Genomic DNA, 17262 nt, shown 5'->3' with positions numbered 1-17262 from the left:
TAAGTGTGTTTCAGCAACGTTACAATTAGGTGATGAGGGATTGTTTGCGAGTATACACTCAGCGGTTGAAGGCAAACAGGCTTGCATCCGTGTCTTCAAGCCCGCGGATCGAGGCCGGAACGATCTCGGCAGCGATGCGCGAGAAGGTGATGCCGTTGCCGCCATAACCCATCACGGCATGGATGCGCGGATGCCTGGGAATGGCGCCGATGCAAGGGAGGCCAGTGGTCGTCGTGCCGAAGGAGCCGGTCCAGGCAAATTCGGGCCTGGTGTCGAGATGCGGCAACAGCCTGCCAAGCTTTTCGGCTATCCGTTCGCTCTTGTCGGGGATGAGTTCGTCTCGCTGTGTCTCGTCGACGAAATCCTCGTCCTCACCGCCGCATACGACCCGGCCGTCGGTGGTCGCCCTGACATAGAGGTAGGGATCCGACGCCTCCCAGATGAACGTCGCACCCGGCCAGAGCTTTCGTGGCTGTGGGCGCGTCGCGATCGCCCAGGTCGAGATGATCTGGTGGGCCGCCGCCGGCACGATGTCGACCAGTTCGTAACCGGTGGCCAGGACGACATGCCGCGCCGTAATGGTGGGGCCGTCCCTGGTTGCCACGACCACCTCGTCGGCACTGTCCTTGATCGCCGTCGCTTCGACGGGCGTGTAGAGACGAGCCTTGCGCCCGAGCGCCTCGAGCAGCAGTCCTGCCGTCAGCTTGCGCGGGTCGAGCGCGATGTTGCCATGGCTGAGGATGGCGCCATCGCGGTCGATGCCGAACGCCTCGGCGAGCGGCCGAGGGGTCAAGTAGGTCGCGGCGATGCCAGCTTGCCGGCGCGCTTCGGCCTCCTCACGCAGTTCCGAGGGGCCGAGCACGGTGCCGGCCAGATAGAGCGATTGGGTTCGGCTCATGCCGCAGGTGATGCCGAGTTCGGTGACGCGGGCGGCGAGATTGGAAACGGCCAGCCGCGAGCGTCGCCAGGCCTGCCGTGCCTCGGCCTTGCCAATCATTCTCGACAGAATTGAAAGCGGCTGGTCGATTTCGAACTGCACCAGCGCCGTGGTTGCCGCCGTCGAGCCTTTCAGCGGTCCGCGGCGGTCGATGCAGATCACGGAGTGGCCGTCCGCTGTCAGCGCCTCGGCCATCATGGCGCCGCTGATCCCCATGCCGATGATCAGCACATCGGTCTTGACGTCCCGGGTCAGACTGTCGGTCGGCACCGTGGGCGCGCGATAGGCCGACCAGACAGGCCGGCCGGTTCTGAGGTCGAGTTTGCGCGGCATCCACGTCTCCGGAAGGTGCGCGTCAACGCCCCGGAGTGGCGGTGGTTCCGGCGTCAGACCCAGCCAGACAGCTCGCGCCGTACCATCGCTTCGATCACCGCCATGCCTTCCGGACTGTCGTTGAGGCAAGGAATATGGGCGAATTTTTCGCCACCGGCATGATGGAAGGTCTCGGCAGCTTCGCGGCCGATCTCGTCCAGCGTCTCGATGCAATCGACGGAAAAGCCGGGATTGACGATGGCGATCGACTTGACGCCGTCCTTGGCGAGTTTCTCCACCGTCTTGTCGGTATAGGGCTGCAGCCATTCCTGCGCGCCGAAGCGCGACTGGAAGGTGGTGATCAGCTTGTTCTCGTCCCAGCCCAGCCGTTCGCGCAGCAGCCGCGTCGTCTTGAGGCAGTGGCAATGATAGGGATCGCCCTTCTCGAAATAGGGTTTCGGGATGCCGTGATAGGAGGTGATGACCACCTCCGGCTCGAAATTCAGCGTTGCCAGATGTTGCTCTATAGAAGCTGCCAGCGCCTCGATGTAGACCGGCTCGTCATAGTAGGGCGGCACGCTACGGATCGCCGGCGCGCGGCGCATCTTCATCAGCGCGCGAAACAGCTGGTCGTTGGCGGTTGCGGTGGTGGTGGCCGAATATTGCGGGTAGAGCGGAAGCGACAGGATGCGGTCGCAACCTTGCGCGACCAGCCGCTCAGCCACGCTTGCCGTCGACGGATTGCCGTAGCGCATCGCCCAGTCGACGGTGACGTTGGGCAGGTCGCGCAGCGCCGCGGCCAGTTTTTCGCCTTGCGCGCGGGTATAGGTGCGCAGCGGCGACTCGTTTTTCTCCCGGTTCCAGATCCTGGCGTAGTTGGCGCCGGACTTTTTCGGCCGCGACGTCAGCACCAGGCCGTAGAGGATTGGATACCAGATCGCCTTGTTGAGCTCGATGACGCGCGGATCGGACAGGAATTCCCTGAGATAACGCCACATCGGCTTGAAATCGGTGCCGTCGGGCGTACCGAGATTGACCAGCATGACGCCAACCTTGCCCGTCCTGACCGGTGGATGGCCTGGCGGCAGCGGGCCAACCGCCTTTGCGGCGTCGGCATCTATCGAGGAAGAAAGCGTCATAAGGGTTCTCCGGATGGCGCGAACCTAACCATCTTGCGCAGGCTTTCAATGCTGCGTCTGGCCGCACCTTAGCCTTAAAAAGCGACACCCGCCCGGTTTCCCGGGCGGGGTGGTGTATTCCAGGCTTCGAAGCGAAGGCTATTTCGGCGGGATGGTCAGCGTGCCGCCAATCGGAAGCCGGTGAGGCTTCTGCCCCTTGTTCGCCTCATAGATGAGTTTCCATTTGGTCGCGTCGCCATAGGCCTTCTTCGCCAGCTCCCAGTAGGTGTCGCCGGTCACGATGACATGGCTGCCAGTGGCCGGTGCGGCCTCGGCGGGCTTTGCCGGCTCGACGGGCGCGGATGCCGCCGGGACGGGAGCGGCTGGGGCAGTCTCGGCAGGCTTTGCCGGTTCGGCAGGTGCCGGCGGGGCCGGTGGGGGAGGCGCGTTTTCCGTCGATATGGCTGGCGGCGTGTTGGCGATATCGCCTGAGTTGGCAGGCATTTCAGGCATCGCCGGTGCGGCATCGGCGGGCTTTGCCGGTTCAGCCGGTTTGGCGGCCTCGGCCGGTGCCGGCGCCGCGGGCTTTGCTGGTTCGGCAGGCTTTGCCGGCTCGGCGGCAGGCGCCGCCGCGACCGTCGCCGCGATCTCGGTGATGCGGCCGTCGAGCTTCGGCGTATAGGGCTGGTGGGCGCCTAGATAGTCGGCAACCACCTGTTCGAGACCGGGGCCGTAATCATAGGCATTCTTGGCCTTTTCGGCGAACACCTTGTAGCCGTCGCCGCCCTGGCGGACATAGTTGTTGGTGGCAACCAGATAGTCCTTGTCGGGATTGATCGGCGTCCAGGCGCCGTTTTCCATCACTTCCACCGACTTGACGCGGCCGGCATTGGGCGCGACCGACCTGTCGAAGGAATATTTGAGGCCCGCCACCTGAGGGAAGCGGCCGGCGCCGTCCTCGATCTGGCTGAGCCCGCCTTCGAGCCCGGCGACCAGGTCCTTGCCGGAAATCTGGAAGGTCGCCAGCGTGTTCTGGAACGGCAGCACGGTCAGCACCTCACCCATGGTGACGGTGCCCTTGTCGATCGAGGCGCGCAGGCCACCACCGTTGGAGATGACGATCTCGACGCCCTGTCCCTTGACGCGGTCGAGGATGGCGTCGGAGACGAGGTTGCCCATCGCGCATTCCTTGGCGCGGCAGTTCTCACGGCTGCCGTCGATCACGTCGGTGGTCTCGGCCACTTCCTTGTTCTTCAAGGCCTCGATCGGTGCGCCGAGCTCCTTGATGCGGGCGAGCACCGCGGGATCGGGCGTGATCGACTTGTCGAGATGGATCGGGTCGCCGCTCGCCGATTTGACGACGCCATTGTCGTCAAACACGACCTTGAACTCGCCGAGATATTTCGAATACGACGCCGCCTGCACCACAGGCACCTTGTAGCCGCCGGGGTTGTCGACCATCGTCGGGTAGGGTCCAGCCGCCTTCGGGTCGGTGTTGGACAGAAGCGTGTGACTGTGGCCGCCGACGACGACATCGATGCCGGGAATCTTGGCAATAACGTCGCGCTCCCTGTTATAGCCGATATGGGTCACGGCGATGATCTTGTTGACGCCTTCGCCCTTGAGCTTGTCGACCTCCGCCGTGATCGACTTCACGTCGTCCTCGATGGTGATGTTGGGGCCGGGGGAGGCGAGTTCGGGCGTGTCGTTGGTGACGGCGCCGATGATGCCGATCTTCTGGCCGCCGACCTCGACGACGATCGACGGCTTGACGCGGTCGCCGAGCTTGGACTGGGCGTTGGCCTTGACGTTGGCGCCGAGCACGGGGAACTTGATCATGTCGAGGAACGGCGCCAACGCCGTTTCGCCATCGTCGAATTCATGGTTGCCGAGCGCCATGGCGTCGAACTTCATGTCGTTGAGGAACTCGCCTTCGACCTTGCCCTTGTAGGTGGTGTAGAACAGCGAACCCTGGAAATTGTCGCCGGCGCTGAGCAACAGCACGTTCTGGCCTTCCAGCTTCTTGCGTTCCTGGGCGATCGCGGTGATCAGCCGACCGGCGCCGCCGATGCACTCACCCTTGGTCTCCTCCTCGGCCGAGCAGGTCGACTCATATTTGTTGTTGCCTTCGATGCGGCTGTGCCAGTCATTGATGTGCAGGATGTTCAGTGTGTAGTCGGCAAAGGATACGCCGGCCGACAGGCCAAGCGTCGACGCGGAAAGGGCGGCAATGGCGACAAGCTTCTTCATCTTCGTCTCCCGGCAGGCTGATCCGAGGCGTCTAACGCCCCTACTTGACTGGGATATAACAGCCAGCGTTTCGATCATGTTCCCATCGCGTTCCGGCCGACGCAAGCAGAAATCCAGGTGAGCTTTGCCGGCATAAAAAGAACGGCGGCCAATGGCCGCCGTCCTTGAGCAAGCGGATGTTCGCGGGGTTCAGGTGCGTCGCGTCAGCACGAAATTCTGGCCGCCCGAACTGGTGCAGTTGAGCTGGCTGGTCGACACCAGCAGGCAGTTGAAGCTGACGCCGGTCTGGCGGATCAGCGAGGTGCCGTTGATCTGCACCGAAGTGGCGCCGGTCATCGTGTAGCTGCCATCGGCCAGCTTCTGGCCGGTGTCGGTAGCGACGGTCGTGAACTTGCCGCCGTTGAAGGTCGACAGGCCGGTGCCCTTGGCATCGATCCAGGACCCCTCGACGCCTTTCGGCGTGGTTGCCATCGGCGGCTCGCCGGGGCCGCTGGTGGTACAGGCAGCGAGCATCGAGACAACGGCGCCCGCCACGCCCATAGAAAGAACTTTGCGCGCAATAGTCATATAAAATCCTCTCCAAACGCGTCGGGTCCAAAAATCGGGCCGATTTCTGGAAAGCGCGACGCGAACGTCCAAAGTGCTGGGGTGTGCTTATGCGTCCAACGGGACGCACTCGCCACTCCAGGCCGCATCCCTTCAATCGCCCGATTTCCGGGCGATTGCAAGGCAATGGCATAGGGTCCGCGCGATGCTATCGGACGAGGATGTTGCGGAATTGCCACGGGTCGCTGCGGTCGAGGTCCTCCGGGAAGAGGCCCGGGCGCCTGTCGAGCGGCGTCCAGTCGGTATAATAGCCCTTGACCGGTCCGAGATAGGGCGACTGCACGTCGAGGCAGCGCTTGTAGTCCATCTCGTCGGCCTCGACGATGCCGGCGGCCGGATTTTCCAGCGCCCAGACCATGCCGGCCAGAACCGCCGAGGTGACCTGCATGCCGGTGGCGTTCTGATAGGGGGCCAGCTTGCGCGCCTCGGCGAGCGACAGCTGCGAACCGTACCAGTAGGCATTCTTGTCGTGGCCGTAGAGCAGGACGCCGAGTTCGTCGACACCGTCGACCAGTTCGTTCTCGTCCAGCACATGGTGCACCGGCTGCGGCTTGCCGGCGGCACCGAACATCTCGTCCAGCGACAGCATCGCATCGTTGCAGGGATGGTAGGCGTAGTGGCAGGTCGGGCGGTATTGAACCTTGCCCTTCTTGGAGCGCACGGTGAAGAAATCGGCGATCGAGATCGCCTCATTGTGCGTCACCAGCAGGCCATACTGCGGGCCCGGCGTCGGGCACCAGGAGCGCACGCGCGTGTTGGCGCCCGGTTGCTCCAGGTAGATCGCGGCCTTGGAGCCGTGCTTGTGCTTCTTGCCGTTCTTCGGCATCCAGGTCTCGTGCGTGCCCCAGCCGAGCTCGGCCGGCTGCAATCCTTCGGAGATGAAGCCCTCGACAGACCAGGTGTTCCAGAACACATCCATCGGCTTGGGCTTCTTGGTGCGCTGGGTGTCGCGCTCGGCGATGTGGATGCCCTTGACGCCGGCCTTCTTCATGAGTTTCGCCCAGCCCTCGCGGTCGTCCTGCGCGGGCTCGGAGAATTCCATGCCGAGATCGGTGGCCAAATTGACCAGCGCCTGCTTGACGAACCAGGACACCATGCCGGGGTTGGCGCCGCAGGTGGAGATTGCCGTCGCGCCGCCGGGCTTGTCGTGCTTTTCCTTGATCAGCGCTTCGCGGAGCGCATAGTTGGTGCGGCTGGCATTGTCGGCCTTGGCGTCGAAATAGAAGCCAAGCCAGGGCTCGACGACGGTGTCGATGTAAAGCACGCCGAGCTTGCGGCAGAGCCGCATCAGGTCCACCGAGCCGGTGTCGACCGACAGGTTGACGCAAAAGCCTTGGCCTGCGCCATTCGTCAGAAGCGGCGTCAAAAGCTTCCTGTAGTTCTTCTCGGTTACCGCTTCCTGGACGAAGGCGATGCCGCGCTCATCGAGCAGCTTGCGATCGGTATCGCGCGGGTCGAGGACCGTCATGCGCGACTTGTCGAACTTGAAATGGCGTTCGATGAGCGGCAGCGTTCCGCGTCCGATCGAGCCAAAGCCGATCATCACCACGGGGCCGGTAATCTCACCGTAAACGGGCCAGTTTTCATTCGCCATTTTATCGAGCACTCCTTCAACTGCGTGCAAAGCCGGGCAACTCCGTGCAAAAGCCGAGCAACCCCGTGCAAAAGCCGGGCATTTTCGCCCAACGGCCATGCGCTACATCACAGATCATTGTCATAAACCAGCGAAAAGCGCCAACCCGCGACTACGCGTCCTTGGCCATGTGGTTAAGGACAGCGATCACCCGATCGCGATCCGATGTCAGGCCCTTGTAGTCGAGCTGGGCGATATCGAGCGCTTCGAGTTGGGCGGCGAAGGACGCCGCCAGCGTCGCCCGGTCCGGGTGCCGCGCCAGCACGGCGAGCGGGTCGAGATGGATGCGGATGGTGAACAGGATATCGCGCGAGGCGGGCAGTTTGCGCAGTGTCTGGCGTTCCACCCGAATGAAGGCGTGCGCCTTGACGTCACCGTCGGGGAAACGTGTCGGCCGGTTGGTGGCGCGGTCGATGCGCTCGACATTGGACAGTGGATGGTAGAGCGCGTCCCCTGACTGGATCGACCAATTGTAACGCTCGACCGCCTGGCCCTGCAGGCCATCGAACATCCGGTTGATGAGATCGGCCGGCCTTGTGCCCGGGCCGAAGCCCGGCACCGGCTCGTGGATCTGCTGCAGCGGCTTGCCGAATTTTTCGGTGAGCGCCCAGGACGAGGGGAAGCACAGCGAACCCGCGGCCAGACGCCAGCCGCTGTCGTCGCGGCGCATGAGGATGAGGTCTTCCTGGACAAGCAGCGAGGCCGCGACCAAGGGAGCGGCGGCGAGGTTGGAGGGGATCGTGGGACGGCCCGTCGCGCCCACGACCGCAACGCCCGCGTCGCCGCGCCGGTGGATGTCGGGGAATCTTTCCGGCAGGTAGGCGCCGAGCAATTCGAGCACCTCCTGCTGGGCGGCGCGCGTGCCGTCCTCCTCGACGAAAACCCGCTCGGGGATCTCGGCATAGAGCCGGCGCTTCTCGGCGAGATAGGGTAGCAGGTGACCGTCGACCTCGATCCAGTTCGCGGGGTCGAGCGGCTTCAGCCCGATGGTGAAGAGTTTCGACGAGCCATCATAGGGCGTGTGGGCGGGTAGGGACGTCATGCCTCAGATCAGTCTTGCCGGGATCAGTCCGCGCAGCGAATTGCCGACGAACAGCGCCTTGGCGGATTTCAGGTCATCCAAGCTGTAGATCGCTTCACTGGCGCGGCCTTCATCCAGAAGCACGGCTCGCAATACGCCAGGCAGCAGGCCGCAATCGAGTCGGGGCGTCGCCAGGATGCCCTCGCCGAAATCGGCGAAGACATTGGTGATCGTGCCTTCGCAGATCTCGCCGCGCTCATTGGCCAGCAGAACCTCATCGGCCTGGGTGATGAGATATTCGGAGCGGGCATTGGTGTAGAGCTGCCGCCGGCTGGTTTTGTGGCGCAGCAGCATGTTGCTCGAATCGAGCCTCGTCCGTGCCAGCCGCAGCGTCCACACCTTGTCGGCGGCAAGGGGTTCATAGGGTTGCGCAGAGGCGTTGGTCTCGCCATTGCGCGACAGAGCGAGCCGCGTGCGCATGGCGATGGGCGATCGGTTGACCGCGCCGCTCAGGGCCTCGCCGACCTTTTGCGGATCATAGCTGAAGCCCAGCTCCACCGCCGAGCCATAAAGGCGCGCAAGATGGCGATCGAGGCGCAGGAAACCCGAGGCGGGTTCCCAGCGCATGGTCTCGATCAGCTCGAAACCGGCGGTGTCCCCGTCGCGAAGCGGGCTTTGAGCAGACACTCCTGGTACTCCTCTTCCGCGACCGAATCGAAGACGATGCCGCCGCCGACATTGTAGATGGCCTCGCCGCTGGCAAAGAGCGAGATGGTACGGATCGCCACGGAAAAGCGCATCGTGCCGCCGGGTGCGATCCAGCCGATGGCGCCGCAATAGACGTCGCGCGGCGTGCCCTCCAGATCGTGCAGGATCTCCATGGCGCGGATCTTCGGTGCGCCGGTGATCGAGCCGCAGGGAAACAGCGCCGCGAAGATCTGGCGTATGCCGAGGCCGGGCAGCAGCTTGGCCCTGACGTCGCTCACCATCTGGTGGACGGTCGGGTAGGTCTCGATGCGGAACAATTCCGGCACCTCCAGCGTGCCGACCTCGCTGATCAGCGATATGTCGTTGCGCAGCAGGTCGACGATCATCCGGTTTTCGGCCTGGTTCTTCTCGTCGTTACGCAGGAAATTCTTCTGCCGCTCGTCCTCGTCCCTGGTTGCGCCGCGCGGTGCGGTACCTTTCATCGGATGCGTCTCGATCGTCCCCGCCGCATCGATCTCGAAGAACAGTTCGGGCGAGCGCGACAGAACGATGGGATCGCCGAGCGCGACCAGCGCGCCATATTTCACAGGCTGGCGTTCGGTCAGCGCGTCGAAGGCGGCGAGCGGGTCGCCCGACCATTGCGCGTGCACCGGAAAGGTGAGGTTGCCTTGGTAGCAATCGCCTTGCCTGATGTGCCGGTGCAGCCGCGAGAACCGCTTCTCGTAATCCTCGAACGACCACGTCGCCCTTGCATCGAAGATCGGGCCATTGGTGGGCGGGCTTGGCGGCGGCACGGCTTCTTCATCAGGAGCATCGAAGACCCCGAGGCAGACCAGTGGGGCTCGGCGCCGGCCGGGCAACACGGGAACGAGTTTCGGCTCGAGCAGGTAACCGGCCTCATAGGAGAAATAGCCGGCCAGCCATTTGCCGGCGTCGTGCGCGGCCTGCGCCGCTTGCAACGCCGCCGGAAAGTCCTTGGCCTCATGCGCGACGATGATATCAGCCGGCCGCTCGAAAACGAGCTGGCGCGCGCTTTCGTCGTTGCGGAAAATTGCGGCGGGCAGGGACATGGGAACCGGGATCGATGTAGCCGACGATCGCTCTATATGGGGGGCCGTGCGCGCGCAATCGAGGGAACGGCACCCTGTCCCTCAAAGCCGACCTTTGCCGGGTCGAACCTTGCCGGCAAAAAAGAAAGCGGCGGCGCCCTTGGCGCCGCCGCTCACATGATCCCTGGATCCACCGCTCAGGTGTTGCTGGCGGTTCCGGCCGTCGGAAACTGCTTGGCGAATTCGGCCTCGTTGCCGGCGGCAAGCAGCTTGGCCTGCTCGATCCAGCGTTCGCGCGCGATGCGGCCGTCGAAGTTCATCACGTCCTCGATCCGCTTGATGTCGGCGGATGTCCAGGCGGCGATCTGGGCGAAGGTGGTGACGCCCTGCGCCTTGAGCAGCTTTTCGTTGACCGGGCCAATGCCGATCAGCCGGCGCAGATTGTCGGGCTTGCCCGACGCCGGCTTGGCAGCTGCCGGTGCCGTTTTTTTGGCGGCGGGCGCTGCCTTGGGCGCGGCCGAGGTCTTCGCCGGAGCCTTGGCCGCCGGAGCTTTGGCCGCCGGTGCCTTGGCCGCCGGTGCCGAAGCGGTTGCGGATTTGGCCGCGGCGGGCTTCGGCGCCGCTTTTGCCGGCGCGGCCTTCGCCGCGGCTGGCTTGGCTGTCGCCGCAGCGGATTTACCAACGGCAGGCGTCGACATCAGGGCTGCCGGTGGCTGACTTGACGCCTTTGCTCCGCCGGCGCCCGACGAGGCCTGTGCTTCGCGCAGCTGGCGCTCGAGGTCGGAGCGGGTCTTGCCGCATGCATTGAGTTCGCCGGTCAGGCGGTCGCTGTCGGCGCGCAGCTTGTCGCGCTCGCTGCGGGTGCGATCGAGGTCGCCGCGCAGGCTGTCGAGTTCTCCGCGCAGACGCCCCCAGATGAACCAGCCGACCAACACGCCTACCAGGAACGCCAGGACCACGTAGAAAAAAGTGCCCATTGTCTCTCTCCAGTCAGATCCGTCTGCCGCGGGGTCATGACCTTCGGCGAGGGACTACTCGATGATGGTTCCGCTGATACGCGGAACAGCCGGCTTCGGTTCGAGCTGTCGGCGATCGGCTTTGCTTGCCCATGGCCAACGGCCTTGTCGCGTTCGCCTGAGCGCACGGCTGGCGGAGACTTTCCCTCGCCGATCCGCATGCGCTCCGGCTGAGCTTAAAGGAAAGCTACCATAGAGCTTGCGGAAAGCTATGGGAAAACGTCCGTGGAGAGTTCTTCAAGAACAAATATTTAGGGCAAGAATAGCGAGGCCCAAACATGCATTCCGGCTAAACTGTTCTTGGCCGGCCAGAGGGCGTCTCAATCGTCCAGCGTTTCCAGTTCGTCGATCAGGCCGCTGATCACGCCGAGCCCGATCTGCCAGAAGGCGGGGTCGGTTGCGTCGAGGCCGAATGGCGCCAGAAGCTGCGAATGATGCTTGGTGCCGCCGGCACGCAGCATCTCGAAATATTTGTCCTGAAAGCCGCGCTCGGCATTCTGGTAGACCGCATAGAGCGAGTTCACCAGGCAGTCGCCGAACGCATAGGCATAGACGTAGAAGGGCGAGTGGATGAAATGAGGGATGTAGGTCCAGAATACCTCGTAGCCCTCGCGCAATTTGATCGCCGGTCCCAGGCTTTCGGCCTGAACCTCCAGCCAGAACTGGCCGAGCCTGTCGGATGTCAGTTCGCCGTTGCGGCGCTCGGCATGCACCTTGCGCTCGAATTCATAGAAGGCGATCTGGCGCACCACCGTGTTGATCATGTCCTCGACCTTCTGGGCGAGCATGGCCTTGCGCTCGCGCCGGTCGGTGGTCCGCTCGAGCAGCGAACGGAAGGTCAGCATCTCGCCGAAGACAGATGCCGTCTCCGCCAGCGTCAGCGGCGTCGAGGCCATCAGCGCGCCTTGGCCGGCGGCCAGCACCTGATGCACGCCGTGCCCGAGTTCATGCGCCAGCGTCATCACGTCGCGCGGCTTGCCCATGTAGTTGAGCAGCACATAGGGGTGAGCCGATGGCACGGTCGGGTGGGCAAAGGCGCCGGGTGACTTGCCCGGGCGCACCGGCGCGTCGATCCAGTTGCGGTCGAAAAAGGTGCGCGCGATCTCGGCCATCTCGGGCGAGAAGCGGTGATAGGCCGACAGCACCGTGTTCCTGGCCTCGTCCCAGCCGATTACCGCCTGCGGCGTCTCCGGCAGCGGCGCGTTGCGGTCCCAGTGGTTCATGACCTCCATGCCGAACCAGCGCGCCTTCATGGCGTAGTAGCGGTGCGACAGGCGCGGATAGGCCTCGCGCACGGCGGTGGCCAGCGCATCGACCACGCCGCGTTCGACGCGATTGGCGAGGTGGCGTGAATCGGCGATGTCCTCGAAGCCCCGCCAGCGATCGGAAATTTCCTTGTCCTTGGCAAGCGTGTTGGTGATCAGCGTGAAGGTGCGCAGGTTCTTGCGGAAGGTGGTGGCTAGCGCCTCCGAGGCGCGCCGGCGGACCTCGCCGTCGGCATCCTGCAGGCGGTTGAGGGCCGGCTCCAGCGTTAGTTCCTCGCCGTCGATATCGAAGCGAAGATCGGTCATCGTCTCGTCGAACAGGCGATTCCAGGCGCCGCGTCCGGTGATCGATTTTTCGTGGAAAAGCTGCTCGACGCGATCCTCGAGCTGATAGGGCTTGTCCATGCGCAGATCGAGCACCCACGGGCGGTAATGCGCAAAGGCGGGGTCGCTGGCCAGCGCGCCTTCGATCGCCGCATCGTCGATCAGGTTCAGCTCGAGCGCGAAGAACAGCAGATGCGCGCTGGCGTCGGTCATCTTCTCCTGGATGTCGCCATAGAGCTTGGCGCGCTGCGGATCGGCGGTGTTGCCGGCATAGACGAGGCCGGCATAGGAGACGATGCGGCCGATCAGTTCCTCGAGCGTCTCGTAGGCGACCAGCGCCTCGCCCAGTCGGCCGGCACCGCCGCGCCCGGCCTCGGCGGCGAGCGTGCCTTTCCAGCGGGCCTCGAATGCGATGGCGTCGGCGGCCGCTTCGGCAATGTCGCGCTTCAGTTCCGGCGCCTCCATGCCGGCATAAAGGTCGGCGAGATTCCATTCCGGCAGATCGCCAAGCCCGGCCGCGCCCTGACCGGACGCTGGCGCCGCAATCCGCCGATCAAACATCATGCGCATCGACATACCTTCTTTGAATCAACTGGCCTTTTGAATCAACCGGCCTTGTTTGAATCGACTGGCCGCTTTGAATCAAGTGGCCGGAATTAGGGAGCCAGACTCAACGGGAATGGAGAAGCCGGTCAAATCCTAAGGAATTCGTTCACCGGGTTTTTTGAAACCTTATTTAGAACCCTGTGCCAAGATGATCCATGGGGAATTCGGGCGCGGGCAGACCAAGACAGTCATGACAGGTTCCATACTCATAGTCGATGACGATCCCGTGCAGCGCCGGCTGCTCGAGGCGGCGGTGACGCGGTTCGGCCATACCGCGATCGTCGCCGATGGCGGTGCCGCCGGCCTCGAAGTTCTCGACGGGCCTGGCGCCCGCGATGTCTCGGTTGTGATCCTCGACCTTGTCATGCCCGGTCTCGACGGCATCGGCGTGCTGAAGGCGATGCGCGAGCGCGACATCAGCGTGCCGGTCATCGTGCAGACAGCGCAGGGCGGCATCGAAACCGTGGTTTCGGCGATGCGCCACGGCGCTTTCGATTTCGTCGTCAAGCCGGCTTCGCCCGACAGGCTGCAGGCCTCGATCTCCAATGCGCTCAAGGTCGAAGCGATCGAGGGCGAGGTCAAGCGCACGTCGCGCAAACGCGGCGGGCTGCTGACCTTCAGGGACATGATCACCCATAGTCCGGCCATGGACAGGGTGATACGCCTTGGCCAGAAAGCGGCGGCTTCCCACATTCCGATCCTGATCGAGGGCGAATCCGGCGTCGGCAAGGAGCTGGTGGCGCGTGCGATCCAGGGCAGCGGCGACCGCCGCTCGAAACCCTTCGTTACGGTCAATTGCGGCGCCATTCCCGACAATCTGGTGGAATCCATCCTGTTCGGACACGAGAAAGGCTCGTTCACCGGCGCCACCGACAAGCACACCGGCAAATTCGTCGAGGCGCATACGGGCACGCTGTTCCTCGACGAGATCGGCGACCTGCCGCTCGACGTGCAGGTCAAGCTGCTGCGCGCCGTCCAGGAGGGCGAGGTCGATCCGGTCGGCGGCCGCTCGACCGTCAAGGTCGACATCCGGCTGATTTCGGCGACGCACCGCAACCTCCTGCAGCAGGTCAAGGACGGCAAGTTCCGCGAGGACCTGTTCTACCGGCTGAACGTCTACCCGATTTTCGTGCCGCCGTTGCGCGACCGCCGCGACGACATTCCCCATCTGGTCACGCATTTCATGGAAAAGGTGGCGCCGGCCGACCCGCGCCATCGGCTGAAGGGCATTTCGGCGGCGGCGCTTGGCGTGCTGCAAGCCTATGACTGGCCCGGCAACATCCGGCAGCTCGAAAACGCCGTCTTCCGCGCCTCGGTGCTGTGCGAAGGCGATGTGTTGAGCGCGGATGACTTTCCGCAGATCCGGGCGCAGGTGGAAGGCACCGTCAAACTCGAAGCGGACGACACGTTAGAAGCAAGCGGGGCTGCCCCCGCGCTGGCGCCGCGCGATGAAGACGTTGTCCCCGACGAGGCCGCTCCGGCACCTGTGCATCCGGCCGGGGCGCAGCCCCGCTTCGGCACGCTGCGGGCGCTCGACGAGCGCGGCAATGTGCGTGCGCTGGCCGATGTCGAACTCGAAATGATCAAGCTCGCCATCGATCACTACAATGGTCAGATGAGCGAGGTCGCCCGCCGGCTCGGCATCGGCCGCTCGACGCTTTACCGCAAGCTCAAGGAATACGGCATCGACCCGGAAACCGGCCGCGTCGACAGGCTTGCTTCCTGAACCGCAAGGCCTGGACCAGTTTCCCTCGTCATTATGTGGGCTGACAGAGTGCCTTCCCCGGACTATGGCGAGTCGGAGGCGGCACTCGATGGGGTGTTGTTCACGCATTGAGGCCAATGGTAACAGATCGTGTTCGGCCAAAGCCGGAATCCTGATCTAAACCAGCGGTTTACCAAGAAACCGTGCGGACAATTTTTGACGGGATATCGCCACGGTGTTACCGCATTTTGGCTTCAATAAGCGATGATTAACCATTAGGATCGATATTCGGATGTGAAAACGACACGTCCGTTTGGGCAAATCCGGGGACAAACGGCAGCCTGCAAGGCCTTTTGATTTGAACAGAATCGAACGACTCACAAACGGGCGGCACTATCATTTGAGCGTCTGGCCGAGATGGTTGGCGGCGGTGATTGTCGCATTTGGTTTTGTTGCCGCGGCCGCCACGGGCGCCCAGGCCGAAGTTCGTTCGCTGAAGCTCTACCACCTCCACACGCACGAGAAGGCCGAGATCGTCTACAAGCGCAATGGCCGCTACGTTCCCGAGGGCCTGAGGAAGATCAACATCATCCTGCGCGATTGGCGCCGCAACGAGCCGACCAAGATGGACCCGCGTCTGCTGGATCTGGTCTGGGAGGCGTATCGCGAAAGCGGCGCCACCGACTATATCCAGGTCGTCTGCGGCTACCGTTCGCCGTCGACCAATTCGATGCTGCGCAGCCGCAGCCGTGGTGTCGCCGAGAAGAGCCAGCATATGCTCGGCAAGGCGATGGATTTCTATATTCCCGGCGTGCCGCTGAAGAAGCTGCGCAACATCGGCCTCAAGATGCAGGGCGGCGGCGTCGGCTATTACCCGACCTCCGGGTCGCCATTCGTCCACATGGATGTCGGCAATGTGCGCCACTGGCCCGGCATCAGCCGCCAGGAACTGGTCAGCCTGTTCCCCAATGGCAAGACGCTGCATGTGCCGAGCGACGGCCGGCCGCTGCCCGGCTATGAACAGGCGCTCGCCTCCTACAAGTCGCGCAAGGGTTCCGGCACACCGAATATCGAAATGGCCAGCGCTGGCGGCAGCGGCAAGAAATCCGGCGGATTCCTCGCGGCCTTCTTCGGCGGCGGTGGCGCCGACGAGGCCGACGACAGTGCCGACGTGGAGACCGCCTCGGCCGCGCCTGCGCCCAAGGCTGGAAATCTGAAGCCGGCCGCGACCGCCAAGAGCAGCGACCTGCCCGGTATCGCCATCGTCGCCCCCGAGAATGCCCAGCGCGCCGAGATTCCGCAGGTTGCCGACGAGCAGGCTCCGGAACCGGAGAAGAACACGCCGGAGACGATTATCGCGGCGCTGCCGGCCAAGGAAATCCCGCTGCCCGATTTCGCGCCGCGGCCGAAGGCCGATGTGGGCGCACAGCCACCTGAGAATGTTCCCTTCGCCATGGCGGACGCCACGGCCACCACCGAACAGGCAGTGGCGACCGCGCAGGCACCGGCGAACATGCCTTTCGGCAAGTCCGATCCGGCAGCGATCGCGGAAGCCGCGGCTGCCGATCCAGCGCAGGTTGCCCTCAACAACATCCCACTGCCGACATGGCGCCCCGAGCGCTCGCTGCCGGCCGATCTCGCACCGCCGCCCAGCAAGGATGTGCTGATGGCGCTGGCCGAAACGGCTGACCAGGGCAAGACCGCGACGGACGCCTTCTCCGTGGTGCCGACAGCGCGTCCCGAGCCGACCAAGCCGGATGCCGTCAAGGCCGTGCTCGACGAGGCCAACGCCCAGGTCGGCACCGCCGACGAATATCAGGTGGCCTCGTTGTCCGAAGAACCGCGTTCGGCGTTCAACGATCCGTCTGGTGTCGATGCGGCGTCGCCGCGCCAGGCTGTTGCCGCCCGTCCTGCCGGTTCCGATCCGGCCGCCGCGATCGGCGCCGGCGTGAAGACGACCCGCAAGGAAGCCAGGGCCACCGCCCGCGATCAGAAGCCTGGCCCCAGGGCCGTGGTTGTGGCCGCGGCGCCGCAGGCCGCCCGCTGGGCGCTGACCAGCGGCGAGAACGTCGCCACCGTTTCGAGCGCGACGACCGCGCCGGGCTACGCCTACAGCATCGTGCATACGCCGCCGAGCGAGGTCTATACGGCCGGCTTCCAGCCGAGCAACCAGATGGCCGACGCCAGCCGCTTTACCGGCAATGCCGTCAAGTTCATGTCGGTCGCGCGCTTCCAGACGAAGTAGCGAACAGGCCACAATATTGCCGAAGCCGCGCCGGGCGACCCGCGCGGCTTTTTGCTAGGCACGACACGCGCGGCGCCTTGATCCTGCAGGATCGGCTGAACTTCTCGTGAAGCCGGAACAGCCCAGCCGTTTCCGGGTTGAGGTGGGTCCGTTCCAACCTGGGGATCTTCATGAAAAAAATTCTACTGGCGTCAGTTCTGGCACTGGCGGCGGCATTGGCCGCGCTCGCTCCGTCACAGGCGGAGACAGTTGTCGTCAGACCGACAATCATATGCACATGAAGAAGCACTGCCGGACCAGGATGGTGACGCGCTGGCGGCATCATCGCAAGGTGACCGAGACGGTCAAGGTCTGCAACTAACCGCGTCTAGAGCGGCCCTGAGTTTGATAGAATCTCTGACCCGCTCTAACTTTTTGTTTTTACGCAATTCCCAAGGGGAAGCGCTACGCGCTTCTCCCGGGAAAAC

12 protein-coding genes are annotated in these 17262 nt (G+C 64.0%); 2 read left to right on the top strand and 10 right to left on the bottom strand.

The features are described from left to right. Positions 1-58 precede the first annotated feature (58 nt). The 10 genes from EN804_RS07030 to EN804_RS06985 all read right to left on the bottom strand — a co-directional run bounded on the left by EN804_RS07030 (position 59) and on the right by EN804_RS06985 (position 12809). A complete protein-coding gene (locus tag EN804_RS07030) occupies positions 59-1270 on the bottom strand; it encodes an FAD-dependent oxidoreductase (RefSeq protein WP_135881326.1) in 1212 nt (403 codons plus the stop codon). Positions 1271-1323: 53 nt separating this feature from the next. Continuing rightward, the gene (gene hemH, locus EN804_RS07025; RefSeq protein WP_135881325.1) at positions 1324-2388 is read right to left on the bottom strand and encodes a ferrochelatase; all 1065 of its coding nucleotides are present in this window, start codon (positions 2386-2388) and stop codon (positions 1324-1326) included. A 138-nt stretch (positions 2389-2526) separates the two neighbouring features. After that, positions 2527-4617, bottom strand: a complete 2091-nt coding sequence (locus tag EN804_RS07020; RefSeq protein ID WP_135918987.1) for a bifunctional UDP-sugar hydrolase/5'-nucleotidase — start codon at positions 4615-4617, stop codon at positions 2527-2529. A gap of 189 nt (positions 4618-4806) precedes the next feature. After that, a complete protein-coding gene (locus tag EN804_RS07015) occupies positions 4807-5184 on the bottom strand; it encodes a hypothetical protein (RefSeq protein WP_127276968.1) in 378 nt (125 codons plus the stop codon). Between the two features lie 187 nt (positions 5185-5371). Beyond that, positions 5372-6817, bottom strand: a complete 1446-nt coding sequence (locus tag EN804_RS07010) for a homospermidine synthase (RefSeq protein WP_127276966.1) — start codon at positions 6815-6817, stop codon at positions 5372-5374. Between the two features lie 151 nt (positions 6818-6968). After that, the gene (locus EN804_RS07005) at positions 6969-7898 is read right to left on the bottom strand and encodes a DUF3445 domain-containing protein (RefSeq protein ID WP_135918986.1); all 930 of its coding nucleotides are present in this window, start codon (positions 7896-7898) and stop codon (positions 6969-6971) included. Between the two features lie 3 nt (positions 7899-7901). Continuing rightward, on the bottom strand, positions 7902-8564 hold the full coding sequence (locus EN804_RS07000) for an aminotransferase class IV family protein (protein ID WP_135918985.1): 663 nt from the start codon (positions 8562-8564) through the stop codon (positions 7902-7904). After that, on the bottom strand, positions 8513-9655 hold the full coding sequence (locus EN804_RS06995; protein ID WP_135918984.1) for an aminodeoxychorismate synthase component I: 1143 nt from the start codon (positions 9653-9655) through the stop codon (positions 8513-8515). Before EN804_RS06995 ends, EN804_RS07000 begins: the two co-directional genes overlap by 52 nt. A gap of 176 nt (positions 9656-9831) precedes the next feature. Continuing rightward, complete coding sequence (locus tag EN804_RS06990; protein ID WP_135918983.1) at positions 9832-10611, bottom strand: proton-conducting membrane transporter; 780 nt, start codon at positions 10609-10611, stop codon at positions 9832-9834. Between the two features lie 359 nt (positions 10612-10970). Then, positions 10971-12809: a M3 family oligoendopeptidase gene (locus EN804_RS06985; RefSeq protein ID WP_189524455.1), complete on the bottom strand. Its 1839-nt coding sequence runs from the start codon at positions 12807-12809 to the stop codon at positions 10971-10973. Between the two features lie 226 nt (positions 12810-13035). Between EN804_RS06985 and EN804_RS06980 the strand changes: the two genes are divergently transcribed. Further along, positions 13036-14571: a sigma-54 dependent transcriptional regulator gene (locus tag EN804_RS06980; RefSeq protein ID WP_127276956.1), complete on the top strand. Its 1536-nt coding sequence runs from the start codon at positions 13036-13038 to the stop codon at positions 14569-14571. A 409-nt stretch (positions 14572-14980) separates the two neighbouring features. After that, the gene (locus EN804_RS06975) at positions 14981-16795 is read left to right on the top strand and encodes a DUF882 domain-containing protein (protein ID WP_245464298.1); all 1815 of its coding nucleotides are present in this window, start codon (positions 14981-14983) and stop codon (positions 16793-16795) included. Positions 16796-17262: the final 467 nt, after the last annotated feature.

The organism is Mesorhizobium sp. M8A.F.Ca.ET.161.01.1.1, assembly GCF_004792105.1.
Lineage (GTDB): Bacteria > Pseudomonadota > Alphaproteobacteria > Rhizobiales > Rhizobiaceae > Mesorhizobium.
This window is presented reverse-complemented; position numbering and strand designations above follow the sequence as displayed.

Excerpts from the sequence above, each read along its gene's own strand:
- EN804_RS07020 (WP_135918987.1), bottom strand. The coding sequence starts at position 4,617 with ATGAAGAAGCTTGTCGCCATTGCCGCCCTTTCCGCGTCGACGCTTGGC.
- EN804_RS06980 (WP_127276956.1), top strand. The coding sequence starts at position 13,036 with ATGACAGGTTCCATACTCATAGTCGATGACGATCCCGTGCAGCGCCGG.
- EN804_RS07015 (WP_127276968.1), bottom strand. The coding sequence starts at position 5,184 with ATGACTATTGCGCGCAAAGTTCTTTCTATGGGCGTGGCGGGCGCCGTT.
- EN804_RS06995 (WP_135918984.1), bottom strand. The coding sequence starts at position 9,655 with ATGTCCCTGCCCGCCGCAATTTTCCGCAACGACGAAAGCGCGCGCCAG.
- hemH (WP_135881325.1), bottom strand. The coding sequence starts at position 2,388 with ATGACGCTTTCTTCCTCGATAGATGCCGACGCCGCAAAGGCGGTTGGC.
- EN804_RS06985 (WP_189524455.1), bottom strand. The coding sequence starts at position 12,809 with ATGCGCATGATGTTTGATCGGCGGATTGCGGCGCCAGCGTCCGGTCAG.
- EN804_RS07005 (WP_135918986.1), bottom strand. The coding sequence starts at position 7,898 with ATGACGTCCCTACCCGCCCACACGCCCTATGATGGCTCGTCGAAACTC.
- EN804_RS07010 (WP_127276966.1), bottom strand. The coding sequence starts at position 6,817 with ATGGCGAATGAAAACTGGCCCGTTTACGGTGAGATTACCGGCCCCGTG.
- EN804_RS06990 (WP_135918983.1), bottom strand. The coding sequence starts at position 10,611 with ATGGGCACTTTTTTCTACGTGGTCCTGGCGTTCCTGGTAGGCGTGTTG.
- EN804_RS07030 (WP_135881326.1), bottom strand. The coding sequence starts at position 1,270 with ATGCCGCGCAAACTCGACCTCAGAACCGGCCGGCCTGTCTGGTCGGCC.